This window comes from Streptomyces sp. NPDC001796, from assembly GCF_042892355.1.
In the GTDB taxonomy this organism is placed as follows: domain Bacteria; phylum Actinomycetota; class Actinomycetes; order Streptomycetales; family Streptomycetaceae; genus Streptomyces.
Window position 1 is genome coordinate 43219 of record NZ_JBIAUC010000022.1, and the last position, 26986, is coordinate 70204.

At 69.1% G+C, this 26986-nt stretch carries 19 protein-coding genes; 4 read left to right on the top strand and 15 right to left on the bottom strand.

The window, feature by feature from the left end; translation table 11 throughout:
• Positions 1–6: 6 nt before the first annotated feature.
• The 8 genes from ACFYZE_RS30810 to ACFYZE_RS30845 form a co-directional block, all read right to left on the bottom strand.
• On the bottom strand, positions 7–360 hold the full coding sequence (locus tag ACFYZE_RS30810) for a phosphatase PAP2 family protein (RefSeq protein ID WP_389001187.1): 354 nt from the start codon (positions 358–360) through the stop codon (positions 7–9).
• 52 nt (positions 361–412) lie between these two features.
• Entirely contained in the window at positions 413–1195 is a 783-nt protein-coding gene (locus ACFYZE_RS30815; RefSeq protein WP_389001190.1) for a class I SAM-dependent methyltransferase, read from the bottom strand.
• 42 nt (positions 1196–1237) lie between these two features.
• Positions 1238–2206, bottom strand: a complete 969-nt coding sequence (locus ACFYZE_RS30820) for a helix-turn-helix domain-containing protein (RefSeq protein ID WP_389001357.1) — start codon at positions 2204–2206, stop codon at positions 1238–1240.
• 270 nt (positions 2207–2476) lie between these two features.
• Positions 2477–3367, bottom strand: coding sequence for a carbohydrate ABC transporter permease (locus ACFYZE_RS30825; protein WP_389001197.1), 891 nt, complete (start codon positions 3365–3367; stop codon positions 2477–2479).
• A complete protein-coding gene (locus ACFYZE_RS30830) occupies positions 3364–4236 on the bottom strand; it encodes a carbohydrate ABC transporter permease (protein WP_389001200.1) in 873 nt (290 codons plus the stop codon). Before ACFYZE_RS30830 ends, ACFYZE_RS30825 begins: the two co-directional genes overlap by 4 nt.
• Positions 4237–4314: 78 nt before the next feature.
• Positions 4315–5589, bottom strand: coding sequence for an ABC transporter substrate-binding protein (locus tag ACFYZE_RS30835; protein ID WP_389001202.1), 1275 nt, complete (start codon positions 5587–5589; stop codon positions 4315–4317).
• 76 nt (positions 5590–5665) lie between these two features.
• Positions 5666–7537: a glycoside hydrolase family 2 protein gene (locus tag ACFYZE_RS30840; protein WP_389001360.1), complete on the bottom strand. Its 1872-nt coding sequence runs from the start codon at positions 7535–7537 to the stop codon at positions 5666–5668.
• 85 nt (positions 7538–7622) lie between these two features.
• Positions 7623–8657 carry a LacI family DNA-binding transcriptional regulator gene (locus tag ACFYZE_RS30845; RefSeq protein WP_389001205.1) on the bottom strand — a complete coding sequence of 345 codons (1035 nt, stop codon included), beginning with the start codon at positions 8655–8657 and terminating at the stop codon, positions 7623–7625.
• A 300-nt stretch (positions 8658–8957) separates the two neighbouring features.
• On the opposite strand from ACFYZE_RS30845, the gene ACFYZE_RS30850 reads away from it, so the two are divergent.
• Positions 8958–11117: a ricin-type beta-trefoil lectin domain protein gene (locus ACFYZE_RS30850; protein ID WP_389001208.1), complete on the top strand. Its 2160-nt coding sequence runs from the start codon at positions 8958–8960 to the stop codon at positions 11115–11117.
• Positions 11118–11690: 573 nt separating this feature from the next.
• Complete coding sequence (locus ACFYZE_RS30855) at positions 11691–12440, top strand: SDR family NAD(P)-dependent oxidoreductase (protein WP_389001363.1); 750 nt, start codon at positions 11691–11693, stop codon at positions 12438–12440.
• A 27-nt stretch (positions 12441–12467) separates the two neighbouring features.
• On the opposite strand, the gene ACFYZE_RS30860 is transcribed toward ACFYZE_RS30855, so the two are convergent.
• From ACFYZE_RS30860 to ACFYZE_RS30875, 4 genes are all read right to left on the bottom strand, one after another.
• Entirely contained in the window at positions 12468–12713 is a 246-nt protein-coding gene (locus ACFYZE_RS30860) for a Smr/MutS family protein (protein WP_389001366.1), read from the bottom strand.
• A 191-nt stretch (positions 12714–12904) separates the two neighbouring features.
• Positions 12905–13069, bottom strand: a complete 165-nt coding sequence (locus ACFYZE_RS30865) for a hypothetical protein (RefSeq protein ID WP_389001211.1) — start codon at positions 13067–13069, stop codon at positions 12905–12907.
• Between the two features lie 166 nt (positions 13070–13235).
• A complete protein-coding gene (locus ACFYZE_RS30870) occupies positions 13236–14387 on the bottom strand; it encodes a sensor histidine kinase (protein ID WP_389001214.1) in 1152 nt (383 codons plus the stop codon).
• Positions 14377–15042 carry a response regulator transcription factor gene (locus tag ACFYZE_RS30875; RefSeq protein WP_389001217.1) on the bottom strand — a complete coding sequence of 222 codons (666 nt, stop codon included), beginning with the start codon at positions 15040–15042 and terminating at the stop codon, positions 14377–14379. Before ACFYZE_RS30875 ends, ACFYZE_RS30870 begins: the two co-directional genes overlap by 11 nt.
• 378 nt (positions 15043–15420) lie before the next feature.
• Between ACFYZE_RS30875 and ACFYZE_RS30880 the strand changes: the two genes are divergently transcribed.
• Complete coding sequence (locus ACFYZE_RS30880; RefSeq protein ID WP_389001220.1) at positions 15421–19899, top strand: multicopper oxidase domain-containing protein; 4479 nt, start codon at positions 15421–15423, stop codon at positions 19897–19899.
• Positions 19900–20344: 445 nt separating this feature from the next.
• Here ACFYZE_RS30880 and ACFYZE_RS30885 read toward each other — a convergent pair whose 3' ends face one another.
• On the bottom strand, positions 20345–21565 hold the full coding sequence (locus ACFYZE_RS30885; RefSeq protein WP_389001223.1) for a metallophosphoesterase: 1221 nt from the start codon (positions 21563–21565) through the stop codon (positions 20345–20347).
• A gap of 365 nt (positions 21566–21930) precedes the next feature.
• On the opposite strand from ACFYZE_RS30885, the gene ACFYZE_RS30890 reads away from it, so the two are divergent.
• Positions 21931–22566 carry a DUF1989 domain-containing protein gene (locus ACFYZE_RS30890; RefSeq protein WP_389001226.1) on the top strand — a complete coding sequence of 212 codons (636 nt, stop codon included), beginning with the start codon at positions 21931–21933 and terminating at the stop codon, positions 22564–22566.
• Positions 22567–23115: 549 nt separating this feature from the next.
• Here ACFYZE_RS30890 and ACFYZE_RS30895 read toward each other — a convergent pair.
• Together ACFYZE_RS30895 and ACFYZE_RS30900 are read right to left on the bottom strand one after the other, a co-directional pair.
• Positions 23116–25179, bottom strand: a complete 2064-nt coding sequence (locus ACFYZE_RS30895; RefSeq protein ID WP_389001229.1) for a hypothetical protein — start codon at positions 25177–25179, stop codon at positions 23116–23118.
• The gene (locus tag ACFYZE_RS30900; RefSeq protein ID WP_389001232.1) at positions 25176–26975 is read right to left on the bottom strand and encodes an HSP90 family protein; all 1800 of its coding nucleotides are present in this window, start codon (positions 26973–26975) and stop codon (positions 25176–25178) included. Before ACFYZE_RS30900 ends, ACFYZE_RS30895 begins: the two co-directional genes overlap by 4 nt.
• Between the last annotated feature and the right edge of the window lie 11 nt (positions 26976–26986).

The following is a 26986-nucleotide window of genomic DNA, read 5'->3' on the forward strand; positions in this document are numbered from 1 at the left end:
TGCCTGCTACCGCAGGCGCAGGATCAGGCGGGGGGCGTGGCGGGTCAGCCATGCGCCGGCCAGACCGATGACGGCCCCGGCTGCGACATCGGTGGGGTAGTGCGCGCCGCTTTGCACCCGCTCGAGCGCCACCGTCGCGGACGGCAGTGCACACACCGGGCCGACGGCCGGCCACGTGGGTGCCACGGCGGCGGTGAAGGCCACGGCGGCCGCGGTCAGCTGAGCTTCGCGATTACTACTAACCAGGCCGACCGGCGTCGTCGGCGAACGGCCGGTGGCCGGGCCCGCCCCGGATGACCGCTTGGACTTGTACGCCGACGGTCTGGCCGACCAGCCAGTGCTGCGACCGGCAACGTTCACCGGTTTGCCATGGATGAACGGAAAGTTGGGCAGGGCGGAGCCGATGTCTGGGCTACTGCGCTGAGGGAGCGCGCTGTGCGGTGAGCACGGGCTGGTAGTACCCGCTGGAGGCCGGACTGTGCCAGGCGATGTTGGTGAAGCGGGCTTCAGTCACGAACTCTGTCAGCTGCGGGGGCGTCAGCGCCCAGTGGGTGGTCCGGCGGACTCGAACCTGCCAGGTGTTCTTTGCGGGGATGAGCTGGAAGTGCTCCAGGTCGTAGCGTTCGCCGTCTTCGTGCCAGTGCCACAGCTGGAAGGTGATCGCTTGGCCGTCGCGTGTTTGCGAAACCTGGGGCGGTGTCGACGTAGGTCTGGTCCGGCGCGTCTCGTCATAGTCCCGGACGGTGATCACGAGCAGTCCGTCGGCTCGGAGTACCCGTCTCATGCCGAGGAGTGCCGCCCGGAGATCTTGCCCGGAGAGTAGGTGCGTGAGCGAGTTGTCCGCGCAGAGTACGACGTCGAACGACGTTTCTTTGAAAGGCAGTTGGCGCATGTCAGCCGCAGCGGCCGGAAGCCGGCTGCCACGGGCCGCCGCCTCGGCGGCAGCGCGCGCGGCGGCGACCGGGCTCAGGTCGCTGCCGACGACTTGGTGCCCGGCCCGGGCCAGCCCGATGGCCTGGGTGCCGATCCCGCACGAGCAGTCCAGGACGGTGTGCGGTCCCACGCCGAGAGACTGGCGGACGAGCCCACCCAATACCTCGGCCTGATAGGCGATGCTCGCGTCCCAGTCCCGGAACATCAGGTGGTAGTCATGGGCCAAGTCGTCGTAGAAATCCCGCACGGAGGGCTCGGACATGTATCCCACCGTAGTGCGTGGCCGCCGGGGAGCGCGGGCAGTTCAGGCAGCGGCTGCCTGGCTTCCGCCGCCCCAGCGGATGCCCTTCTCGCTGCGGATGCGGGCACGTTCGCGGCGTTGGGCGGCCAGCACGTCGGGGTGGCGGGCGTTCGCGTTGCGCCAGCGGAGGTAGGCGTGAAGGGCCCGGGTCTGCGCGGTGCGGTTGCGATGGTTTGAGTTAGCGATGGTGAACTGCCGCAGCGGTCCGAAGTGAGCCTCGATCGGGTTGGCCCATGACGCGTAGGTCGGGGTGAAGCACAGCTCGACCCGGTTCTTCTCACCGTACTCACGGGGTGCGCTACTTTCACGGTTGCTACTCGGTCGGCGACGACGATAGGTCGCGGGATGCCGCTCGGGCCGACCCTGGTCGGCCCAGCACGACCCGGCGGTGGGCCTGATGCCGAGCGGGCCGAACTCGTCGAACGCGAACACGCGGTCCGGGAAGTGCTCCAGCACGTGCTCGATCCGGTCGAGCTTGGCGTCGCGCTCGGGGTCGGGGGATTCCTTCCAGGTTTTGGTGCGCTGGAAGGTGACGCCGCGGCGGGCGAGCAGGCACCGTAACGCCTCGCGGTCGATCCGGATCACACGGCCGTGTACGCGGCGCAGGTAGGCGGCTAGTTTGCCGATGGACCAGCGGGTGAAGGGCTGCCCGAGCTTGGTCGGTCGGGTGGTGGGCGTCTGAACGACGAAGTCCTCGCCGTCCGGACTGAGAAGGCGGGGACGGCCTCCCGCCCACCGAGGGCCCAAGCAGGACGGACCGATCTCGTTGAACCGGTGGATCACGTCCCGGACCGTGTCCTCGTCGGCCTGAACCAACGTCGCGATCACCGGCACCCGGTTCCCGCCAGCCGAGGCCAGCAACATCATCGCGCGCCGGTAACGCACCGAACCGGTGCTGCCCAGGCGCACGATCTGCTGCAGCTTCTGCCCTTCCTGGTCCGTCGACCTGCGCACACGGACAGGCGCAGCCACCACACCCCCAGCGATCAGATCGGACGTCACCGCTCATCCAACCGCTCGGACGCCCAACCCGGCGAACCTACGTGGTCAAAGCACCAGCGCCGGGTGCGCTGGGCGGGCGGAGATGATCCAGTCGCTGGGAGTGTTGTACGGCCGAAGTGCCGTCTACGCCGACGTCTCGCCCTCCGCTGAGCATCGGCGTCTCCACCACGCGTGCGGCGCGAACCCCGACCGGGGCGGCGCCGCACGCAGCCGCCGTTCCCCGGCCGTTCCGAGCATGCCTCATCCCTTGCTGACCCCGGCGGTGATACCGGCGACTATGTGCCGTTGCAGCACCAGGAAGACGACGAGCAGCGGGACGGTGCCCAGGACGACCGTGGGCAGGAGCTGGGACGTGCTGTAGGCGTGGGTGCCGATCGTGGAGTACACGTCCAGCGTCATCGTCTGCTTGCTGTCGGAGGTCAGCAGGACCAGGGGAATGACCAGGTCGTTCCAGATGGCCAGGGTGAGAGTGATGACGAGGGTCGCGGTGGCCGGGCGCAGGACGGGCAGGATGACGTGCCAGTACGTGCGCAGCGGACCCGCACCGTCGATGGCGGCGGCCTCCTCGAGTTCGACGGGTACGGATCTCAGGAAACTGGTGAAGAAGAGCACGGCGAAGGGGAGGCTGATCGCGGCCTCCGCGAGGATCACCGAGGTGTAGGAGTCCAGCAGCTTGAGGTCTCGCATGAACATGTACAGCGGGGTGATCATGACGAAGACGGGGACCGTGAGGCCGGCCACGAAGAGCTGGTAGACCGTCCTGGTCCAGCGGCGGGAGATGCGCGCCAGCGGCCAGGCGGCGAGTGATCCGGTCAGGATGACCAGGACGGCGGCGCCGCCGGTGATCAGGACGGTGTTGTAGAGGCTGCGCCCGTAGTTCATGGTCTGCACCGCGGCCACGTAGTTGTGCAGGCTCCAGTGGCTGGGCCAGGAGAGCGGGTGGGCGGCGACGTCGGCGTCGGACTGCAGCGAGACCTTCACCATGAGCAGGATCGGGGCGACGACGACCAGGGTGACCAGGAGCAGGCCGACGTGCGAGGCGGCACTGCGCAGCCTGCGCCGGCGCAGGGGGGCGGTGTCCGCCGGGGCGGGGCTGACGGCTCTCGTGGTGCTGGGAGCGGTGAGAGTCATGCGGCGACCTCCCGGCGGCGCAGGACGGACGTGAGGAGCACGCCGACGACGACGGTGATGACCAGCAGGAGGACGGCCACCGCGGTGCCGTAGGCGAAGCGGAAGTCCTTGAAGCTGTCCTCGAAGATGACGTAGCTCAGGGTCTGGGTCGAGTTGGCGGGGCCGCCGTCGGTCATGATGAAGGGCAGGTCGAACACGCGCAGTGAACCGATCGTCGACAGGGTCATGTTCACGGTGAGGGACGGGGCGAGCAGCGGCCAGTCGATGCGACGGAACCGGGTCCACCCGCGGGCACCGTCCAGGGCCGCCGCCTCCATCAGGTCGGCAGGGATGGAGAGGTAGTTGGAGAGGTAGATGGTGGCGGTGTAGCCGAGGTACATCCACATGTAGGAGACGGCGATCGCCATCAGGGCGGTGTGGGTGTCACCGAGCCAGGAAGTCTCCAGGCTGTGCAGGCCGAAGGCGTCCATGACGGCGTCGAGCGGGCCGCCGACCGGGGAGTAGAGGAACGACCACAGGTAGGAGACGGCGACCAGGGCCATCATCGCGGGCATCAGCAGCCCGGTGCGCGCGATGGTGCGGACGGCCGGCGAGTTGTACAGCCAGTAGGCGATGCCCAGGCCGAGCGCGTTCTGTACGACGACCACCACGACCGTGTAGACGAGGGTGTTCTTGAGCGCGGCGAGCACCTGCGGGTCCTGGAAGGCCTCGCGGTAGTTGTCCAGGCCGACGAACGATCCGCCGATGACGCCGTGGGCGTCGGTGAGGCTGAGCAGAACGGACCTGATGGTGGGGTAGATGACGAAGAGGGCGTACAGGGCGGTGGCCGGAAGCATGAGCAGCGCGGCGGATCGGGTGGTGAGTCTCACGGCGACCTCATCGGGGGCGCGGACCGCGGGGCCTGTCGTAGGGCAGGCCCCGCACGGGTTCGGTGGTGGGCGGGGTGACTACTTCTTCGACGGGGTCTTGGGGATGTCCTTGTCGAGTTGCTTCAGCAGCGCGCCGGTGTCCATGGACGGGTTGTTGAAGAGCGCGTTGAGCTGAGCGGTGAACTTGTCCTCCGAGTTCGGGTAGTTGGGCACCTCGACCTGGGAGGGGCTGGTGTTGCCGGCGGCGAAGGCGGCGGCGACCGGGGCGGACTGGGGGACCTTGGGGCTCGGCACGTCGGTCAGCGTCGTGAAGCAGCTCTCGGCCTTCAGGTAGGCGCTGTCCTGCTGCGGCTGCGACATGAAGTCGACGTAACTCTCGGCCGCGGTCTTGTGCGCGGAGGCGCCGTTGACCGACCACCCCGAGCCGATGAAGGTGAAGGTCTTGGGCTTGCTGCCCGCCGGGCCGCCGGGGAAGGGGTTGAGCGTGAAGTCGAACTTGGCGCTCTGCTGGTAGTGGCTCAGGTCCCAGGCGCCGTCGACGTAGAAGGCCCACTTGCCCGCGGTGAACTGCGAGACGCCCTGGCTGAAGGGGTCCAGGCCGTTCATCGTCTTGCCGTCGACGAGACCGCTGGTCAGCAGCTGCTTGAGGTGGTCGATCACCGGGCTCCAGGTGGCGGCCCAGGTGGAGGTGCCCTTGTCGTAGCCGCTGCCCCAGGAGGGGTCGATGAGGTTGGCGGCCAGGGCGAGGGAGACCTGTTCGGCGTCCCAGCCCTTGAGGTTGGGTATCTCCAGGCCGCCGATGTTCTTCGCCTTGAGCGTCTTGAGGTCGCTGATCAGTTCGGGCCAGGTCTGCGGCACCTGCTTGATGCCCGCCTTCTTCAGCAGGTCCAGGTTGGCGTACAGGCCGATCGGGATGTTCTGCTGGACGAAGTCGTAGGTCTTGCCGTCGACCTGCGTGTACGGGGCCAGGTTGGGGAGCATCCGCTTGACCCAGGGCTGGTCGCTGAGGTCGGCGAGGAAGCCCTGCTGCTGCCAGGTGGTCAGGCGGCTCTTGTTGACCATGAGGACGTCCGCGGCGGTTCCCGCGGCGAGCCGGGTGTTGTTGTAGGCGTCGTACTCGGTGTTGGCGACGTACTTGTAGTCGACCTTGATGTTGGGGTGAGCCTTCTCGAAGGCCGCGTTGATGGCCGGGATGTCGGCGATCTCGTTGCCGCCGCCCTCGAACCCGACCACGGTGAGGACGGTCTTTCCGTCGGCGGTGGTGCCGGAGGAGGAGGACGAACAGGCGGCCAGGACGAGGGCGAAGGCCGAGGCTGCCGCCGCTGTGGTCAGTCGGCGAAGGCGAGTTTTCAATGCGGGCTCCTTGGATGGTGGGTGGGGCGGGCGAGACGGTTGCTTGGGCGCACGGGCACGCGTGTGCTGTCGCCGGTCAGGGCTGGTCGAGTTCGTAGGCCGCGGTCCGGGTCTGGATCTTCCGGATGCGTGCCACGTCGAGCTTCTCGGTCCGGTCGAACCGGTAGATGCCGTTCTGTTCCTGGAAGACGTCGGTGAGCTGCGTGTAGCAGTAACCGAACATAAGGGGGTCGTCGATCAGGGCGCCCACCAGGCCGGCGAAGCGCTCGTACCAGGCCTCCTCGCTCGCGGGCGTGCTGCCGTAGCCCCACGAGCCGGTGTCGGGGAGCCCTGCCTGGTCGGTCGGCCAGTGGATACCGCCGAACTCGCTGCAGAAGTAGGGCTGTCCGGCGTACGGCAGTGACCAGGCGCTGCCGTCCGGTGCCGTGTTCACGAACGGTTTGCCGTCGGCGAGGCCCGCCATGTCCTGGGCGAAGCGTTCGGGGTCCTGCTCGTAGTTGTGGGAGTCGTAGACGTCGGTCTCGGGCACCCGGTGGGAGTATCCCGAGCTGTCGATCACCGGCCGGGTCCGGTCGGCGGCCTTGGTGGCGAGGAACATGCCCCGGGTGACGTCGTCGAGCACGGTGATGCGGTCGGTGATCTTCTGGAAGGTCTCGTTGAGGGGGCACCAGCCGATGATCGAGGGGTGCGAGTAGTCCCGCTGGAGGACTTCGAGCCACTGGGTGATGAACGAGGCGGTCGGGGCCTGGCGTTCGGGCCGCGTTCCGGCTCTGGCGCCCCAGTCGCCGAACTCGCCCCACACGAGGTAGCCGAGACGGTCGGCGTGGTGGAGGAACCTCTCCTCGAAGACCTTCTGGTGCAGGCGTGCGCCGTTGAAGCCGGCGGCCATCGACAGTTCGATGTCGCGTACGAGGGAGGCGTCGTCCGGCGCCGTCATCAGGCCGTCGGGGTACCAGCCCTGGTCCAGGACGAGACGCTGGAAGACGCGCCGTCCGTTGAGCAGAACGGCGTGGTCGTCGATCGTCACGGACCGCAGCCCCGCGTAGCTCGCGACCGAGTCGACCAGTTCGCCCTCGGCGGTGCGTATGTCGAGGGTGAGTGTGTACAGGTGCGGGTCTCCCGGCTGCCACAGCCGGCGCCGTTCGGCGGGGATGTCCAGGACGAGGTGTGCCGTACGGTCCGCATCGAGCGGAGCCGTCGCCTCGGTGATCGTTCCCTCGCCGTCGGCGAGGACGGCGCGGCAGTGGTGGCCGGGGGCGTTGGCGGAGACCGGGAGGTCGAGAAGGAACCGGCCGCCGGCCGCGTCCGGGGTGATGCGCGGCCGGAGCAGGTGGACCCGGGGGACGGGCTCCAACCAGACGGTCTGCCAGATGCCCGTGGTCCGCGGGTAGAACGCCTCGTAGGTGTCGTACCGGGTGGACTGCTTGCCGCGGGCCTGGACGCCGGCTCGGCTGTCCCGCGCCCGCACCACGAGGTCCGGCGCGGTGCCCGGGGCGGCGAACTCGGTGATGTCGAGGGTGAAGCTGCTGAAGCCGCCCCGGTGGCGGCCCACCTCGTGCCCGTCGATCCACACCGTCGTGTCGTGGTCGACGGCCTGGAAGTGCAGCAGGATGCGCTGCCCGGCCCACTCGTGCGGGATCGGAAGCGTCCGGCGGTACCAGACGGCCTCCAGGAAGTCCTGGCAGCCGATGCCCGACAGCGGGGCCTCGGGTGCGAAGGGGACGGTGATGGTGGAGGCGAGTTCCCGGTGCACCAGGCCGCGCTCCAGACCCGTGTCGGCCTGGTCGATCTCGAACTGCCAGGTGCCGTTGAGACAGAGCCAGTCGCGGCGCACGAACTGCGGTCGGGGGTACTCCGGCCGGGGCGGGGCCGCGGGGGCGGCCGCGGCGGTACCGTCGCCGTCCCAGGGCCCGGGACCGTGTCCCTCCGGGGAGCCGCCGTTTTGCATCGATGCAAAATCGTTCACGCCCCGGAGTATGAGACGACCCTTTGCAACGATGCAATCGGCCGTCCATAACGAAACGGCATCGAGGTCACACCGGCCGGCCGACTGCCCCGCCGACCGTGCTCTCCCTGACCACCAGTCGATGGGAAGCCGTGATCTCCACGGGTGCGTCGTACGCGTCGGACTCGATCCTGGCCAGGATCCGCTCCACCGCGGCACGCGCCAACTGGTGCTTGTCGGGGGCGATGGTGGTCAGCGTGGGGGTGCTGTAGCGGCCGTCCTCGATGTCGTCGAAGCCGGCCAGCGCCAGGTCATCGGGGATGCGCAGGCCCCGGGAGAAGGCCACGCGCATGGCGCCCAGGGCCAGCAGATCGCTGAAGCAGAACACCGCGTCCGGCGGGTCGGGACGGTCCAGGAGCCGCGCCATCGCTGCGGCTCCGTGCCGGCGTTCGTAGTGCGGCGTCGGCACCATGAGTGACTCGTCCACGGTGAGGCCGGCCTGCGCGAACGCCTCCCGGTAACCGCGGGTGCGCAGGACGGCGGTGCCGTCCGTGGGGTCCTGGTGGACGCCGATGGCGGCGATTCGCCGGCACCCCAGGCCGATGAGATGGGCTGTCATCTCCCGTGCCGCACTGACGTTGTCGATGGCGACGTGGTCGGCGCTGGAGTCGAAGATCTTCTCACCGAGCAGGAGTATGGGTGCCGAGCCGTGCCGGGCTTCGAGATCGGCGGCGGTCAGGGAGAGCGGGCTGGCGATCACGCCGTCGAAACTGACCGCGCGCGATGCTTCTATGATCAGTTCCCGCTCTCGTTCGACGTCGCCGTCGGTCTGGTCGATGAGGACGGCGTATCCGCGGGCGCGCGCCTCGCCGATGACCAGGCGCACGAGTTCGGCGAAGTAGGGCACGTCGAGTGCCGGCACAACCAGCGCGATGATGCGCGTGCGTCCCTGTTTCAGGTTGCGGGCCATCAGGTTGGGGCGGTATCCGAGCTCGTCGATCGCCGCCTGGACCCGCACCTTGGTGGCGTCGGTCACCCGGGCGTAGCCGTTGACCACGTTGGACACCGTGCGGATCGAGACGCCGGCACGCTCGGCGACGTCTCGGAGCGTGGGGGCCGTCATCACGTGTTGACCTCTCTGGCCGAGCGGTGTGCGGTGGGATGCCGCGACACGGATACCGCGGTGCCGGTACCGCTGTGTCGCCACTGCGGTTCACGACGCGGACGGTGTCGTGCGCGGTGCAGACAGTCTAGGCGATTGCATCGATGCAAAAACCTGCTACCGACCCATTGCAAAGGGCCGCTCCACGGCTCCATACTCCCCGACTGCGGGCTTTGCCATCGTTGCAAACGATGCTCGCCGCACCCGCCGTCTCCGCACGGACGGGCCGCGTCCCCACCCGTCACCGCAAAGGGAGCCGCCATGGCCACGTCGCCACCGCGCGACCGTCGCAGACGTCGTGCGCGCCTCCTGCTCAGCCTGCTCGCCTCGGTCCTTCTCTGTCTGCTCGCCCTGCCGACCAGCGCCTTCGCCAACACCCCGGGCAACGTCCTGTACAGCCCCGCCTCCAGCACGGAGGGCATGGCCTACACCCGCATGATCCGCCTGCAGTACAGCGGATCGGCCAACGGAACACTGCTCGCGAGCTTCGAGCACTGGAGCACCGACGGCAGCTCCAGCTCGTATGTGATCCGCCGCAGCACCGACGACGGTGCCTCGTGGTCCACCCTGTCGACGGTCCCCGGCGACACCTTCTCCTACCAGCCCTTCCTCTTCGAATATCCGCGGCCCCTCGGGGCCTACCCGGCCGGAACCCTGCTGCTGGTGGGCGCCACCCTGCCCGCCGACCGATCCGGAGTGACGTTCCGCGAATGGCGCAGCACCGACCACGGCGCCACGTGGACGTACGCGGGGGCCCCGCAGACCGCACACGGAGCCGACGGCAGCGGAATCTGGGAACCCTTCATCGCCCTGGACTCCGCGGGCAAGATGCTCATGTACTTCTCCGACGAGCGCCAGAACACCACCTACAGCCAGTTCCTCGGGCACATCGTCTCCACCGACGGCGGCGACACCTGGAGCGCCAACCCCGACGGCAGCACGCGTGTGACTCCCGGCGAGGTCAAGGACGTCGCCAGCACCACACAGGCCGACCGGCCCGGCATGATCACGGTGGCCCGCATACCGTCCACCGGAACCTACGTGGCCAGCTATGAGGTGTGCGGTCCGCAGAACTGCCTGGTGCACACCAAGACGTCCTCCGACGGCGACACCTGGGGCAGCGGCCCCTCCGACCTGGGCACCGTCCCGAAGACCGACGACGGCCGGGAGCTGTACGGCACCCCCGTCATCGCCTGGAGCCCGGCCGGCGGCGCCAAGGGCGAGCTCATGCTCACCGGCCACACGGAGTCACGCCTGGCCGGCGGGGCCCCCGAGAACCAGCAGGTGGTCCTCCTGAACACCGCCGGCGGCAGCGGGTCCTGGTCCTGGATGCCCTCCCCCATAGCGGTGCCCACCAGTGGAGCCCCGTCCAGCTGTGGCACCAACTACAGCCCTGACCTGCTGCGCTCGGCCGACGGTACGAGCGTGCGCTACAGCGCGGCGGGGGCTGCCGGCCCGTACAACTGTGAGGAGCTCACCGGCTCGGGCAATGCCGGCGTGCTGCCGTACACCGCCGACTTCTCCTCCACCGACGGTGGCTGGACGCAGTACGGCGGCACGTGGTCCGCTTCCGGCGGCACGTACACCGAGTCCGCCGCGGGCACCGGCGGCAACAAGGCCGTCACCGGCTCCACCGGCTGGACCGACTACACCCTCCAGGGCGACGTCCGCCTCGGCGACACGAGTGGCAACGGCAACGCCGGCTTCCTGGTCCGCGCCACCGACCCGACCACCGGTACGGACAACGTCGACGGCTACTACGTGGGCGTCACCGGCTCCAACCTCGTGATCGGACGCGAGAACCACGGATGGACCCAGCTGGGCAGCACGCCGATACCCGGCGGTCTGTCCACCGGCACCTGGTACCACCTGACCGTCCAGGTCACCGGCTGCGTCATCTCCGTCCAAGGAGCACCGTCCGGCTCCTGGAGCAACCCCGCCTACCTCAGCCTGAACGACTGCGCCTTCTCCCACGGCTCGGTCGGTGTCCGCGACTACGACACCACCGCAGCCTGGCGCAACATCACCGTCCGCACGGCGGCCGCCGTCACCGGCCCCGGCGCCACCGGCAAGTGCCTCGACGTCAACACCAACACGAACACCAACCAGAACGCGGCCCAGCTCTGGGACTGCAACCAGGTCCCCGGACAGCATTGGACGGCCGCCGCCGACGGCACCCTGCGCGCCTTCGGCAAGTGCCTCGACATCGACAAGAACGCCACGGCCGACTTCAGCAAGGTCCAGCTCTACGACTGCAACGGCGTGGGCGGCCAGCAGTGGGTCCCCCGCGCCGACGGCAGCCTGTACAACCCCCAGTCCGGACGTTGCCTGGACGACCCCCAGGGCAACACGGCGAGCGGAACACAGCTGCAGATCTACGACTGCAACGGGTTGTCCACCCAGGTGTGGCACCTGCCCTGAACACGCAGGCGCGGATGAGCGCGGGGGCGGGCCCTGTGCCACGCCCGCCCCTGCGCACCACACAGCAGGAGGTACCGCGCTGCAGCGACCACGGGGGTCTACTCTCCGCCCGGTGCCGGATGGCTGCGGAAGAAGTCGATGGCGGCGCCCTCGGGTGTCCTCGGCGTCCCGGCCGGAGAGGAAGCGTTCCCCAGCGCGAACAGTCTCGAAGCTCGTCGGGCAGCAGCGGGCGACCTGGAAGGGGCGGCTGGGTCCACTTCTTCTTCACCAGGCGCTGGTGCCAGGGGAGCAGGGTGCGTGGGGAGACGAGCCGGTGCACGCGGAGCGCCCGCGGTAGGAGTCGGGCGAGCGCCGCCAGCAGCGCGCGGTCCGGCCAGCCCGGCTTCGGCGCGGCGACCTGGCGGCGCAGCACCGCGACCTCGTGCCGCAGAGTGCAGATCTCGGCGTTCTTCGCCGCAGTAGATCGGCACAGCTCGTCACCCGCGGGAATACTCGCCGCAAGCGTCGGCGCTACGAGATGCATTGAAAGCTCCCAGATGTAGTGAAATGAGCTATTTCAAGGAAGTGGGCATCATGGGACAGCTCGATGACAAGGTGACCCTGGTGACCGGTGGCTCGACCGGGATCGGTCTGGCCATCGCCCGCCGGTTCGCCGACGAAGGCGCCACCGTCTACCTCACCGGCCGGCGCAAGGCCGAACTGGACGCGGCCGTGGAAACCGTCGGCGAAAGGGCCGTCGGCGTCCAGAGCGATGTCTCGCATCTCGACGATCTCGACCGGCTCTTCTCCACCATCGAGGAGCGCAGCGGACGGCTGGATGTCGTCGTGGCCAACGCCGGCGTCGCCGAACTCGCCAGACTAGGGGAGATCACCGAGGAGCAGTACGACAAAACCTTCGACGTCAATGTCAAGGGGACGCTCTTCACCGTCCAGAAGGCACTTCCACTGCTTCCGGACGGCGCCTCGGTGATCGTGCTCTCCTCCATCAACGCGTCGAAGGGTTTCGAGGCGATGGGCGTCTACAGTGCCACCAAGGCAGCCGACCGCAACCTGGCCCGCACCCGGGCCGCCGAGCTCGCGGCCCGCGGCATCCGGGTCAACGCCATCAGCCCCGGCCCCATCGAGACCCCCGGCATCCGTGGCCTGGGGAGCCCGGCACAGGGCGAACAGCACCTCGCGGACGCCCTTGCGACGATGATTCCGCTCGGCCGGATGGGCCGCGCCGACGAAGTCGCTTCAGCGGCGCTCTTCCTTGCCTCGGACGAGAGCTCCTTCACCACCGGAGCCGAGCTCTTTGTCGACGGCGGCCTCGCCCAGATCTGAAGCCCGACCGCGCGTCCGCCGGCAGAGTCATCGAAGATGGACCAGGACCCGGCCAGCGTTGGTCGCGTCGGTCTCCACCCGGACGTAGAGCTTCTTGATGTGCTTCTGCGCCAGCACGGCCAGCACCCGCTTCTTCAGCTGGCCCGTCCCCCTGCCTGTGATGATCTGCACGACGTCGACCCCAGTGGCGGCGGCCTTGAAGAGGGTCTGGCGCAGCGCGACATCGATGTCGCGGTTGTTGCGGAAGATCGGGTGTAGATCCAACGTGAGCAGGGCAATCGCCTCCGATGCGCTCGGTCACCGGCCGACGCCGGGTCCCCGTGGGCTCGTCGTGCAGTGGCAGCGTACGTCCTCCCCCCGCCCTCCGTCCCATGCCGCGGGTTCCGGACTTCCGGGGGTTCGGCCGGAATCGCGCCGGTGCTGCAGCTTGTTCAGCGGGAGGTGGTGGAGCAGGCCGACGCGGACTACTCAGTGTCGGTGAACGTGGGCTTGCCGACCTGGCGTTGAAGGGCGAGCAGTTGGTGACGGACGGCAAGGATCTCGATGTCTTTGTCCCGGCCGCTGATCGGCAGCAGACGCAGGAGCGCGAAGGTGTTGGTCGCGGCGAGACAGGCCAGGCGCAGCAGCACGACAGATCATGATGCCGCCCGTCCCTGGTCAAGGTGAAGAGCGCGGGGCGATCGGTGGGCACAGCCAGAGATCGGTGATCAAGGCCGTCACCTGGGCGGATGATTTATCGGCACCCGCACAGTCCCCGACCCTACTCGGGCAGGGGCCAAGCCCGTGCCACACCCGTCAGTCCGGGCGGATCGCCGGAGTCCGCTTCTGCCGCGCGGTCACCCGGCGCTCCCTGCCGGTGGCGGACTCCTCGGGCTGGGCCGCTGGCAGGTGTGGCAGCCCTGACGGACCGGCCGGTGCCGACCTCGGCTCGGCCGCCGGTGGGTGCCGCGGCAGCACCATCCGGAGCAACGAGCCGCTCGGCCGCTCGGACACCACGGTGAGGTTACCGCCATGACCCTCGACGATGGCGCGCACGATCGCCAGGCCGAGCCCGGTGCCGGAGCGCCTCGACGACTGCGGCCCGCCGCTCCCGTCGTCCGCCTGCGACCGGGCGAAACCGATACCCCCGTCCTCCACGTCGATCACGGCACCGTCGCGGGTCGCGTGACAGCGCAGCGCGATGGCGTCACCGTCCACGGTGAACTTCACGGCGTTCTCCACCAGGGCGTCGAGGGCGGCCTCGAGCCGTGACTCGTCACCTTCGATCAGGGCGGAGGGCGTGTCCAGGTGCCAGTGACGGTCCGAGGCCGGCCGCCACCGCTGGACCGTTCGCCGCAGGAGAGAGCCCAGGTCGACGGGCCCCCACTCGAACTCGGTGGGCTCATAGGCGTCGGCCAGGACGAGGAGACGCCCGGCGAGGCCGCCGAGTTTGTCCAGCTCGTCCACGACGACGTCGAGGTCCTCCTTGCTCTCCGGGGTCGGCAGCTCGTTGCGGACCATCTCGGCGTAGCAGCGGGCCACCGTGATCGGCGTTCGCATCTCGTGCGAGCAGTTGCGGACGAACAGCTCCTTGACCTCCTGCGCGCGACGCTCCCGCTCGACGAGGCTCTGCATCTTCGCGAGGGCAGCCGCCCGCCGGCGTACGTGCCAGACCATGGTGAGGAACACCAGCGCCATCAGCGGCACTTCGGCGAGTTCGTCCCGGGATGCGTAGCCCTCCGCCACGACCCCGCCCAGCGTCGTACCTGTGACCAGGGTGACCACGGTCAGCACGACGGACGTGCGGCGGGCCGACCAGTTCTGGACGCCGTAGACGAGGGACATGCTGATCCACACCAAGTGGAACGCCACGGTCTCGAGGTCGGGCACGACGAAGATCAGCAGCTGGCTGCACGCGGCGAACAGCGCCCAGCCGGCGAAGACGAGCCGCCGGCGCTCAGCCGGCACGGAACGCGTACCCGACATTGCGCACCGTCTCGATGACCGGCTGGGGCACCTTGCCGCGGATCCGGCGGACCGTCACATCGACCACGTTGCTCCCGAGGTCGTCGGCATATCCCCAGACACTCGTGAGGATTTCACGTCGGCTGCACACTTCCCCGGCTCGCCGCATGAGGTGGCCGAGCAGCATGAACTCCCGGTGCGACAGGGGCACGTCCCTCCCGTCCAGGCTGAGCGTCTGCCGCTCGAGATCGAGGGTGACCTCCCCGACGTGCAGCCACCGCTGGGACATGCCGGTGGAGGGCGTACGGAGCCTGGTGCGAACACGCTCCACGAGCTCCGCAGTCGCGAAGGGCTTGCCAAGGAAGTCGACGGCCCCGATCCGCAGGCAACGGACCCGTGTGGCGACGTCCATCACGGCGGACAGGACGAGGACCCGCTGGTCGGGTCGCAGTTCGAAGGCGCGCCGCATCACCTCGAAACCGTCGAACCCCGGCAGCATGAGGTCGAGTACGACCAGGTCGAACTTGCCGTCTTGCAGGCGCCGTACGGCGGCCGGGCCGGACCCCGTGCCGTCGACGACGTGACCGTCCGCCTCCAGCGTGCGCGTGAGGTAGGCGCGCAGCCGTGCCTCATCCTCGACGACCAACAGTTGTGCCATGGTGGCTACTACCTCCCCTGCACCGCACTCGACAGTCCCCCCTGGGCTGTCATCTGCGGCTGTCCCCGGACCTTTGTAAATGCCGCACCCGGGGTTGCGCAGCCGATCTCGGATAGTGTCGTGATTCGACCCGGTTTGATGCCCACCGAAGGCGATTGATGTCACGTTGAGTAAGTTGACATGCGCACGCCGTAATGGTGGGAACAGTGCACCGGCATCCCCCACGGGCCGGCCTCTCGACATCCCGTCATGACAGCTGGATGAGAGGCGCGTCATCTTCGCCCCGCGCGCGGCGTCCCGCCGCACAGTTGTCGCGCAGACCCGCGGGGCGCGGCACTGGGGAGGCCGCGGCGGGTCACCAAAGGGAGGGGGAAAGGCGTGTTCATCCAACGCGCGAAGAGATCCACGCTTGGGGCGTGGGCACGACTCACCGTCGCGCTGATCATCGCCGGGGCGGCGGTGGCGATGTTGATGTGTCTGCCACCGTCGCAGGTCCAGCAGGCGCAGGCGGCGGCTGCCGCCGATGGGCCGAGCAGCCCGACGGACGAGACGAAGGTCCCGCACTACTTCGGCCCGTCGCCGAACTGGGCCAACAGCCCGCTGACCGTGTCGAAGGCCCGTGTGAACATCACGTCCACCACGGGCGCCGGGACCGGTGCCGAGGCGACGGCTACCGTGGACCCGCAGACCGGCGGCATCGCGAGCATCGACGTGACCGCCCCGGGCCACGACTACGTCGCCAGCTCGACGACGGTCACCATCGACGGTGGCACCATACCGGCGACCGCGGAGGCCACCGTCCAGTCGAGCGGGGGTGTGGTCGGCCTCAAGGTCGGCGCGGGCGGCAGTGGCTACGGCGGCTTCGCGGTGGACATCAGCGGCGGCGGCGGGAGCGGTGCCGCCGCAACGGCCTCAGGTGGGGTGGACGCCGTGACGATCACCGAGGGCGGGTCGGGCTACACCATGCCGACGGTGGACTTCGACCTTCCCGACGACCCGAACGGCACCGTGGCCAAGGGCCACGTCGAGCCGGCCGATCTGGCTGCCGACGGCAGCATCACCAAGGTGACCGTCGACGATCCCGGCAGCGGCTACAGCAGCGCACCCGGCGTCGCGATCCACAACGGCACGCTGGCCGACCCGATCCTCGGCGCGACGGAGGCGAAGGCCTCCAGCAGCCTGAAGCTGGTGGCGCTGACCGTGGACAAGGTCGGCTCCGGCTACACCGCAACGCCCGACGTCACGATCACCGACCCGACGGGCAAGCAGGGCGCCGGGGCAACGGCGAACGCGGTGACGGACGTCGGTGCCATCCTTGCCATCAAGGTTACTGACCCGGGGGCCGGTTACCTCACGGCCGGGATGAAGAAGTTCCAGGACGAGCTGCCGGTCACCTGCGCCCCCGGTGTGGACGGCACGGGTTGTCCCGACGTCCCCCAGCTGCAGGCGCCGTCGACGAAGCCGTCGGAGAAGTTCATCCCCATGGGTGTGCCGGAGCCCGTCACCACCAGCGCCAAGCCGGCCGACGAATACGTCATCGGTCTCGTGCAGTACCTCACCCGGTTCTCCTCGGACCTGCCGCCGACCCTGGTGCGCGGCTACGTCCAGCTGTCGACGGACGCGGTGCCCGGACGGAAGGTCCCGCTCTACAACGAGCTGATGGACGGCACCAGGCAACCGCTGCCGTACACGGGTGTGACCTCGCCGCAATGGATGGGTCCCCTCATCGCCGCGACCAAGGACCGGCCGGTGCGGATCGTGTTCCGCAACCTGCTGCCGAAGGGCGCCGACGGTGACCTGTTCCTGCCGGTCGACAGCACCGGCATGGGCTCCGGCATGGGCCCGATGGCGATGCCCACACCGAAGAACGACGGCACCGTCATGGACGAGGTGCGCAATCCGACGTGCACGAACGCCAGGACCGGCTGCTTCACGCAGAACCGGGCCACGCTGCACCTGCACGGGGGCATCACGCCGTGGATCAGCGACGGCACCCCCCACCAGTGGATCACCCCGGCCGGCGAGACCACGGACTGGCCGGAGGGGGTCGCCGTGCAGAACGTGCCGGACATGGTGGACAGCAACGGGGCGACGCTCTGCGCCGCGAAGGACGACGGCTGCTCGACGTTCTACTACACCAACCAGCAGAGCGCGCGGCTGATGTTCTACCACGACCACTCCTACGGCATCACCCGGCTGAACGTGTACGCCGGCGAGGCCGCGGGCTACACCATCACCGACGACACCGAGAAGGCGCTCGTCAAGAGCGGCACCATCCCCGACGCGGCCGACACCCTCCCGCTGCTCGTCCAGGACCGCACGTTCGTCCCGGACGACGCACAGCTCAAGGGGCAGAAGGACGCCGACGGCAAGGTCGTCTCCTACGGTCAGGACCCGACCTGGGACACCAAGCGCTGGGGCACCAAGGGCAGCTTCTGGTACCACCACGTCTACATGCCCGCGCAGAACCCGGGCGACCCGTCGGGCATGAGCGCGTACGGGCGCTGGATGTACGGGCCGTGGTTCTGGCCGCCGGCCGGCGACGCCAAGTACGGGCCCATAGCTAATCCTTACTACGACCCGAAGTGCAAGCTGGACGACCCGTCGACCTGGCAGTACCAGACCGACCCGTACTGCGAGCCGGAGCAGATCCCCGGCACGCCGAACATCTCGATGGGCATGGAGCAGTTCAATGACACGCCCATCGTCAACGGGGTCGCCTACCCGAAGGCGACGCTTCAGCCGAAGACCTACCGGATGCGGCTGCTCAACGCCGCGAACGACCGGTTCTTCAATTTCCAGTGGTACACCGCCGACCCGAAACAGGGCGACGGCACGACCGAGGTGGCGCTGAAGCCGAACGAGCTGGAGGCCGCGCAGACCGACCCGAACGTGTCGCCCACCCCGGTGGACGCGAACAACGACGCCGCCGGGCCGGACTGGATCCAGATCGCCAACGAAGGTGGTTTCCTGCCGGCTCCGGCCGTGATCGACGGTCAGCAGCCGACGACCTGGATTACCGACCCGACGCGCTTCGACGTCGGGAACGTGGACAAGCACTCGCTGGCTCTCGCGCCGGCCGAACGGGCGGACGTATTGGTGGACTTCTCGAAGTTCGCCGGAAAGACCCTCATCCTGTACAACGACGCACCCGCGGCCTACCCGGCACGCGTCTCGTCGTACGACTACTACACAGGCGCACCCGACCTCAGCCCGGTCGGCGCACCGAAGATCCTGCCGGGGTACGGGCCCAACACCCGCACCGTGATGCAGGTGACCATCGCGGACACGACGCCGGCTCCGGCGTTCGACCTGGCGAAACTGCGGGCCGCCTTCAAGCACCACGCGGACGGCTCGGGCGTCTTCGAGTCCGGGCAGAACCCGACGATCGTCGGGCAGGCAGCCTACAACTCGGCGTATGGCACGAGCTTTGCCGCCAGCAGCAACTGCAACGTCAAGAACACGTCCGTGAACACCTGTGACGGCCTGGTCCGCGTGAACGACACGTCGACGTTCGGCTTCAACACGCTCAGGTCACCGACCAGCAAGATGGCGATGCCGTTGCAGCCGAAGGCCATCCACGACGAGATGAACGCGACCGCGTTCGACGACTTCGGCCGGATGGAAGCCAACCTCGGCATCGAGGCGCAGCCACCGTCACCGGGTGCCCAGAACGTGACGTTGTACCCGTACGTCAATCCGCAGACCGAACTGATCGACGGCACCGACCTGCCCAAGGGCGACACGAAGGTGACGCCGATAAGAACCAACGCGGACGGGACGCAGATCTGGCGGTTCACCCACAACGGGGTGGACACGCATCCGATCCACTTCCATCTGTACGACGTCCAAGTCCTCAACCGGGTGACCTGGGACAACATCATCATCCCGCCGGACGCCAACGAGCTGGGGTGGAAGGACACCGTGCGGATGAGCCCATTGGAGGACACGATCGTCGCGCTGCGGCCGGTCGTGCCGACGGTACCGTTCGAGGTGCCGAACTCCATCAGGCCACTCAACCCGGCGATGCCACTCGGCGACACGTCGATGTTCAACAGCATCGATCCGCAGGGCAACCCGACGGCGGCCATCACCAACAAGCTGGTGAACTTCGGCTGGGAGTACGTCATCCACTGCCACATCCTCAGCCACGAGGAGATGGACATGATGCGCCCCGAATCGCTGGTGCTGCCGCCTGCGAAGGCGACCGGCCTTTCTTCCTCCGTCGTGGGCACGGGCAAGAACGCCCGGATCCGGCTGGCGTGGCAGGACAACTCGATCAACGAGACCTCCTTCGTCGTCCAGCGGTCGAGTGACGGAACCACATGGGCCGACGTCGGCACGGTCGCCTCGCCACTGAACCAGCCGAACGTCCATGAGGCCCGCTCCTTCGACGACCCGACGGCATCGGTGACGACGCCGTACCTCTACCGGGTGGTCGCGCTCAACACGGTCGGATACGGCAGCGAGTTCCCGAGCATGACGGCGAAGTCGGTGTCGGACCCGTTCGGCGTCAACGCCCCGCAGTCCCCGACCGGCCTGACCGCCGCGTTGCAGACCGGGCCGAAGGTCAGCCTCACCTGGCGCGACAACGCGACCAACGAGTCCGGGTTCGTCGTCGAGCGGTCCACGGACAACGGCGCGACGTTCAGCCAGGTCGGCACGGTCCCGGCCCGCAACAAGACCGGACCGGTCACGTTCGTGGACAGCACCGTCGCACTGGGATCCACCTACCAGTACCGCGTCTCGGCGCTGAACATCGCCGGCCGCGGCACGACGCCTCCCGTCACGGTCATGGTGTCGGCCCCGCCGATTGCCGGCAGGCCCGGGTCGGCGGCAAGGAAAGTATCCAAGTGACCTGGGGTGATGTCTCGGGCGAGTCCGGCTATGCCGTCAGGTGGAGTGACACCAGCACGTTCACCACGTTGGCCGGGACGTCGCCGGGGATTTCCGCCGGGCCCCGGCTCTACAGGACGGGCAAACTAGCTCGCCAGGTCTGGTACGTGCAGGTCCGAGCGACAAACGCACTCGGAAGCTCGGCGTGGTCGTCCCCGGTCCGGGTGTCCGCGGCACCGTGACCCCGGGAAGGGCGGAGCCGGTCCCGGCCGAGTGACCACGCAGGCCAGGAGGGCGGGACCCCGCCCGCCCTCCTGGCTCTGCACGAGTGGACTAGGGTTCGTCGGAGCCGTCGGCCCGCGAATGGTCCGGATGTTGTCCCCGGCGAGACGAGCCTGGTCATCTGTCGACGTCGGACCCCTCGGCCCGTGGACGGCTCCAAGCGGATGTGTCGGCCCGCCCGGTGCTACGGCGAGGCGGGCAGGTGCGGGGAGCGGAGCACGAGCAGGGTGATCTCGCTGGGGGCGAAGACGCGGAACGGCGGACCCCAGAAGCCGGTGCCGCGGCTGGTGTAGAGGAGGGTGCGGGGGCCGTGGTGGCTGAGGCCGGCGAGGGCGGGCTGGTCGATGCGGACGAGGTGGTGGAAGGGCCAGATCTGGCCGCCGTGGGTGTGGCCGGAGAGTTGGAGGTCGATGCCGGCTGCTGCTGCCCGGTCGATGAACTTGGGCTGGTGTGCCAGGAGCAGGACGGGTAGGTCCGGGTCGGCGCCGTTCAGGGCTCCGGCGAGGTGGGCGCGGTGGCCTGCCAGGCCGGAGGACTCGGCGGTGACGTCATCCACGCCGGCGACCACGAGGGTGTCGCCTCCGCGTTCGAGCAGCAGATGGCGGTTGCGCAGCGGCTCCCAGCCCAGCTCGTCCATCAGGTCGACCCAGCCCTGGGCCTGGCTGTAGTACTCGTGGTTGCCGGTGACGTAGACACGGGCCCGGGTGGCCCGCACGGTTCCGAGTGGGGCGGCCTGGGCGCGGCGGCGTTCGGCCGTGCCGTCCGCGATGTCGCCGGTGTGGCAGACCAGGTCGGCTTCCAAGGTGTTCACCGTCTCGCACACCCGTGCCGACCAGCGGGCGCGATCGAGGGGACCGTAGTGGGTGTCGGTGATGAGGACGACGCGGATGCCATCCAACCCCGCGCCCAGCCGCGGGAGTTGCACGTCGAGTCGGCGCACCCGTGGCACGCGGCGGGCCTCGGCGTACCCCCAGGCGAGCAGGACGGCGGTTACGCCGAGGACGGCCCAAGTGACTATTCGGGCCCGGTCCTGACTCTCGCCGACGCCGGCCACGGTCAGGGCGAGCCGCAAGAGGACGCCGATCAGAGTGGACCAGGTGAACAGGACCCAGCTGGTGCCCAGCAGGGTGTCACCGACGATCGCCGCCCGGTCCTGCTGACGCCGGCCGTGGCCGCGCACCATCGCGAGCGGCATACCGACGAGGCCGAGGACGAACAGGGCGGTGCCGACCAGCGTGACGGGCAGCGGCCAGTGCTGGCCGGTGTACAGGAGCACCCAGCAGGGCACGGCCCATAGCAGGACCGGGGCGATCAGGGGGATGTAGCGCATCAGGCGGTGCAGTCGGCTCTGCCGCGGCGCTTGCGCTTCACCCTCAACGGGCCGGGTGTTGCTGGTGTCGGTCACGCTTCCCCTCCCTGACCAGGCTGCCGTCTCGCGCACTGTATCCGGTCGCCCTCGGGCCGGCGGACCGGCGTTCACGGGCGCGGCCCCCTGGGGCGAAGGGTTCTCCGCAGGATGGCAAGACTCCGCCGCAGACACCTCCCTTGGCATGAGCCGCGATCAGGGCGCTACCGCCCCGGCTTGGCACTGCCGCCACTGGAGGGCGCGCCGGTGGGGCGATGGCCTAAGAGAACGACTCTGACCGCCCCCTCCCTGGACCTGGCTGGCTGTCGCGCGGCCCCTCCCTTGTGCGCGATGTCCTAGCTTGTCTGTTACAGGAGTCCGAGGCCGTAACGACGGCGTCTCGGCCTGAACACCAAGGGGAGATCATGGCTGTCACGACCACGCTGGCCGCACGCACAGGAGCGGCCTTCCAGGTATCGCAGGGCGGAACACTGCGTGTGATCAACACGTACGGAAGCCAAGTGGTCGACACCTGGGCAGTGGCGAGGCAGGAGCCGCAGCACGGGCTGTCGATGGCGCACACGCGCGCCGTGCTGGGCCGCCTGATGGTGAAGGCCGGTGACGAGCTGGTCGACGACTTGCGCAGGCCCATCCTGCAAATCGCCGAGGACACCTCTCCGGGCGTGCACGACACCCTCATCCCGGCCTGTGACCCCGTCCGGTACCAGCGACTGGGACACAAAGGCCACCACGACAACTGCAGCGACAACTACCACCGAGCCCTCGCGGAGTCCGGCCTTCCGGACCTCCTGACCCCGGTGCCCGCTCCGCTCAATTTGTTCATGAATGTGCCCGTGAACTCGGACGGCGACATCGTGTTTCGCGCGCCGGTCAGCCGTCCGGGCGACTCGGTGCTCCTGCGGGCGCTCACGGATGTGGTGGTCGTGCTGTCCGCCTGTCCGCAGGACCTCGTCCCGGTTAACGGCGATCTCCAGCAGCCAAGGGACGTGGAGGTCCGCATCACGGACGCCCCGGGCAAGCAGGCACAAGAGCAGTCATGAACCGGAAAACGAGCTCGGGCGGACGCCGATGCCCATGCGATCATCGATCCGGTGAACTGCGCGATGGACACCTGGGCCTGAGCCTCGATCAGAGCGCCGTGGGCCGCAGCGTCTCCGCACGCAGGTAGTACTGGTCGAGGTGGTATGGGCCTCGTGAAGTCATCGTTGCAGGTGGGAGGTCGTGCTCCTCACCGTGCTTCCCTCCGTTGGGAAGAACCCACGGTCGTGTGGCACACGATGGTCATGACAGTGAGACCCCTTGTCAGCGGGACGGAGGGACACCGACCACCCAGCACGACGGATCCACCCGCGGTACGTGCCGGGTCTGCGGGATGCTCAACGGCCGCACCATCCCTTGTCGAGCCTTGAACGAGCAGGAGGGTCGTGCAGCAAGGTGCCGACGACCCGGCACCGGCGCATCCCGGGCAACACCCTGTGGGTGGCCTGCCTCATAGCGGGCACGGCTGCCGCAGCCAACTGGGTTACAAGTCGCCGCCTGCGCGCCGCAGCGCCGGCCCGTCGGTCGGAACGGTCAGCTGGTGTGAACGGTCAGTCGTCCCAGCCGTCCCACTCCTCCAGGTCTTCCTCGTCCAGCCCATGATCGGCCATCATCTGCTCGGCCTCGGTCCGCGCGCCGCGTGCCCGCAGGGATCGGACCAGTACGACGACCGCGTTCCAGCGGGCGTCGTTCCAGGGGTCGTCGGGGTCCGTCAGCAGGTCCAGTGCCGCACGGGCCGCCTCCTCCGCGGCGCCTGTGGCACCGAGGCGCAGGCGGACGACCGCGAGTGCGGTCAGGATCTCACCGAGCAGTTCCGCGGTCTCGGTGGACCGCGCGGCGGAGGGCCCGGTGAGGAGACCACGGGCGGTCGACAGGTGCGTCGCAGCCTCCGTCAACCGCCCGTCGCGGTGCAGCATCCGGGCGCAGGCGTGCAGGAGCCCGGCCCTCGGCTCGACCGGCGTGTGCGGCTCGGCCAGTGCGGACTCCGCCTCGGCCAGCAGCTCGGCCACCGCCGCAGGGGCGGGGTTGCGCAGCAGCGCCTGCCGCAGCGCGGACAGTCGCTCCGCGGGGTGACCGGAGGCGGCGAACCCCCGTGCCGCCGAGAAGTACCAGCGTGACGCCTCAGGGCCGTTTCTCAGCCACTCGCCGAGTGTGGCCTCCAACTCTGGGCGGTCGGGCGCCCCAGGGGCCTCCCCGTGCTGCTTCTCCAGCAGCTCACGCAGCCGGCGGACGGCCTCGCCCCGATGGCCGTCCTGCTCGTAGGCGCGGGCCAGCAGCACATGGCAGCGGGTGGCGTCCTCGGCCATGCCGAGGCGTTCCAGTTCGCGGATCGCCTCCTCCGCCGCTTCCACCGCCTCCGCCGGGCGTTCGGTCTCCAGGAGGACTTCGGCTGCGGCGAGCCGCGCACGGGCCGCGCCCTCGGCGTCACCCGCGGCGGTTGAGGCGGCCACCTGCTCGATCAGACCCCGGACGCGTTCGCCGCCGCGCGTGTGCGCCGACGCGGAGAACACGGACATGGGTACGGGTGCACCGATCGGCCCGGCCGCCATCCATCGCCGGATCCGCTTGCTCTGGTAGTCGTTGCCATTGCGGGTGTCGAACCGGGCAGCGATGTCCATGGCCGTTTCGCGGAGTTCGGTGGCGAGAGCCGAGACGCTGGTGTCCGGGCGGCGCCGGCCACCCGCGGCCGGGAACCGCAGGAGCAGCTCACCCTCGCCCTGGTTCTCCAACGCGGCCAGGACGGCCACGGCCGCAGCCGCGAACTCCGCTTCCGCCAGCGGTGTCCGGGCCTGGTCCAGCCAGGACAGATGGCGCTCGATCAGGTCGAGGCCGCGGCCCGCGTTGCCCGTGTGCACGCAGAACAGCAGATGCAGTGCGAGCTCCGCCAGGTGGTGTGGATTGTCGCGCATCCGCCGATACGCAGTGCGGTGGGCCTCGAGTGCCTGCTCCCCGCGGCCGGTACGCACGTACGGCAGCAGCAGCTCGGAGTTGATCCACTGAGGCTGCTCGCTGCAGAACGAGGTGCGGGCCGGCTCCCCGATCCGTATCGCCTCCACGTCCCGGCCCAGCGCGACCAGGGTCCGCACCTGACTGCTCGGGACACAACCTGAGCAGTCCGACAGCGAGTCGCGCCGGGTGCGGTCCATCCGCTCGTAGAACTCCTGGGCCTGCTCCAGCTCGCCCACGCTCTCCGCGATCAGCCCCCGGTGCTGCAGTACGGCGTGCATGCTGTGGCCGCCCCGCCGGTAGCGGCGCTCCATGTCGTCCAGCAGGTCGAAGGCGCGCTGCAGCGGAATCTCCGGGAACTGGTGGACGCTGTAGATCATCCACTTGATGTTCCACAGCAGCCGGTGCTCGGCCCGCGCTCCGAAGCGCTCGGGCTCACGGTCGTACGCCGCCAGACACCAGGAGTAGGCCAGGAACGCCTTGGCCGGCACCCAGCTGTGCTGGAACACCGAGGTCGCCTGCATCCGTACCTCGAAGGCGAACTCCACCAGGTCGAGCGCGTCCGCGTGCCGCATCACCTCCTCCAGCGCCGCGAACTTCGCCGCTCCCCTCGGCATGCCGAGGGCATCCTGGTAGAGCTTGCGCAGCTCCTGCTCGGTGTGGCTCACCGGGCACCGCCGGCGACGGCGCGGCCGATGAGGCCGAGGAAGGACTGGTTGAGGACGGCGGTGTCCGCCGGGCGCAGCGGATGGTGCCCCAGCAGCAGCGCCTGCACGTACAGGCCCTCCAGACAGGTCGAACGGAGTTCGGCGTCGTCCAGGGCCAGCACTTGGCGGGCGAGTGCGTTGCGGTGGTTGAGCACGAGGCGGGGGCGGGGAGCCTCGGCGGTCTGGAAACTGCCGAGAATCGACGCCCAGACGTCGTCCGCCTGCTCCTTGGTCTCGCGCAGGTCCACCTGGAACGCCGTGTCGTCGTCGAGTAGATACAGCGCCGGGAGCCCGGACGGATCGAAGGAGCGTACGAGAAGGTCGCAGCCGAGCCGTGCCAGGACGCGGTCAGATGCGGCGAGGGCAGGGGCGACGGCCCGTTCCTCGGCTGCCGTCAGCCGCTCCAGGTGCGTGGTCAGATCGGCCGCGCGCAGCGTCTCGGCCTCCAGCTCCCGATCCGCCGTGACCAGCCGGTCGATGATCTGGGCGTCGTACACGTAACCGGCGTTGACGACGGCGAGGCCCTGGGCCGCAGCGACAGGGGCCAGCTGACGGAACTCGTCGACCAGTGGGGTGAACCGGAGCACGCCGTATCGCTCCCGGAACTCGGCCAGGGTCAACGGGCCGACATTGGTCTCCATCGGCCAGAAATCCGTGACCAGCCGGAGCATCTCGTCGTCGTGCAGCGCCAGTGCCTTCACACCCAGATGGTGCACCCGCAGGAACTCCCGCAGCCGTGCCGGGTCCTGCCGGCTGAGGCGGACCAGCCATGCACGCAGCACGTCGCCGAGCGCGTCGCGGGTGTTCTCCAGCAGCGAGTCCTCATAGAGGGCTTCCCGGCTCGCGGTGGGGCGGAGTTCCGCAGTGTCCGCGACGCAGCGTACGAAGAAGGCCCACTCGGGCAGCAGCCGCTCCGCGCCCTCGGACAGCAGCATCTGCTTGAGGTAGACCCGGTGCGCGGCAGGAACCGCCGGATTGGCGGGCATGGGCAGAACGAAGGCGACGCCGCGCAGGCCCGCCTCGGCGGCGGACAGGTCCACCATGTCGAACGGGGTGAAGCCGAAGACCCGCTCACAGTAGGCCTCCAACCGTGCGCGGCGCTGCGCCGGATCCTCGCCCTCAGGGCGGTCCCAGGGCGCAGGGCCACCGGTGATCTCCATGCCGTCCACGATGACGGTGTGCGGCAGATGGGCACCGTAGTGGGCGACCAACTCGGTGACGGCATCCCGGGTGAGCAGGTGTTCGCAGCCGGGGCGCGGGCGCAGGGTGACGGTGGTGCCCGGCTCGGTGCGCTCGTCCTCGGACGGGGCCGCGTGCACCGTGTAGCTGCCGTCGGAGCGGCCGTGCCACAGCACGGTGGGCTCGTCCGCACGGCGGGTGGTCACCTCGATGGAGTCCGAGACCATGAAGCAGGACAGCAGCCCGATGCCGAACTGGCCCAGGAACTCGTGCCGTGCGAAGCCGAGTTCGTCCCGCTTGGAGCTGCGGCCTATGGTGGCCAGCAACTCGTGGACCTGCGTCTCGGTCAGCCCGATTCCGTTGTCGCTGATCGTCAGTGATCCATCGCTGGTGGAGTCGGCGGACGAGACGACGATCCGGCCGGACCTCCGAGCGGCGGCGTCGGGACTGTGAGCGGCGGTGATCGCGTCCACCGCGTTCTGCAGCAGCTCGCGGGCATAGACCTGCGGACTGGTGTAGAGGTGATGGCTCAACAGGTCGACGATCCCGCGCAGATCGACGCGGAAGGTTTGGTTCACGGACTCTCCCC

What these genes read in the sequence shown, in the direction of transcription:
- ACFYZE_RS30815 (WP_389001190.1), bottom strand. Translation starts at nt 1,195, where the DNA reads ATGTCCGAGCCCTCCGTGCGGGATTTCTACGACGACTTGGCCCATGAC.
- ACFYZE_RS30825 (WP_389001197.1), bottom strand. Translation starts at nt 3,367, where the DNA reads ATGACTCTCACCGCTCCCAGCACCACGAGAGCCGTCAGCCCCGCCCCG.
- ACFYZE_RS30840 (WP_389001360.1), bottom strand. Translation starts at nt 7,537, where the DNA reads ATGCAAAACGGCGGCTCCCCGGAGGGACACGGTCCCGGGCCCTGGGAC.
- ACFYZE_RS30845 (WP_389001205.1), bottom strand. Translation starts at nt 8,657, where the DNA reads ATGACGGCCCCCACGCTCCGAGACGTCGCCGAGCGTGCCGGCGTCTCG.
- ACFYZE_RS30850 (WP_389001208.1), top strand. Translation starts at nt 8,958, where the DNA reads ATGGCCACGTCGCCACCGCGCGACCGTCGCAGACGTCGTGCGCGCCTC.
- ACFYZE_RS30855 (WP_389001363.1), top strand. Translation starts at nt 11,691, where the DNA reads ATGGGACAGCTCGATGACAAGGTGACCCTGGTGACCGGTGGCTCGACC.
- ACFYZE_RS30875 (WP_389001217.1), bottom strand. Translation starts at nt 15,042, where the DNA reads ATGGCACAACTGTTGGTCGTCGAGGATGAGGCACGGCTGCGCGCCTAC.
- ACFYZE_RS30890 (WP_389001226.1), top strand. Translation starts at nt 21,931, where the DNA reads ATGGCTGTCACGACCACGCTGGCCGCACGCACAGGAGCGGCCTTCCAG.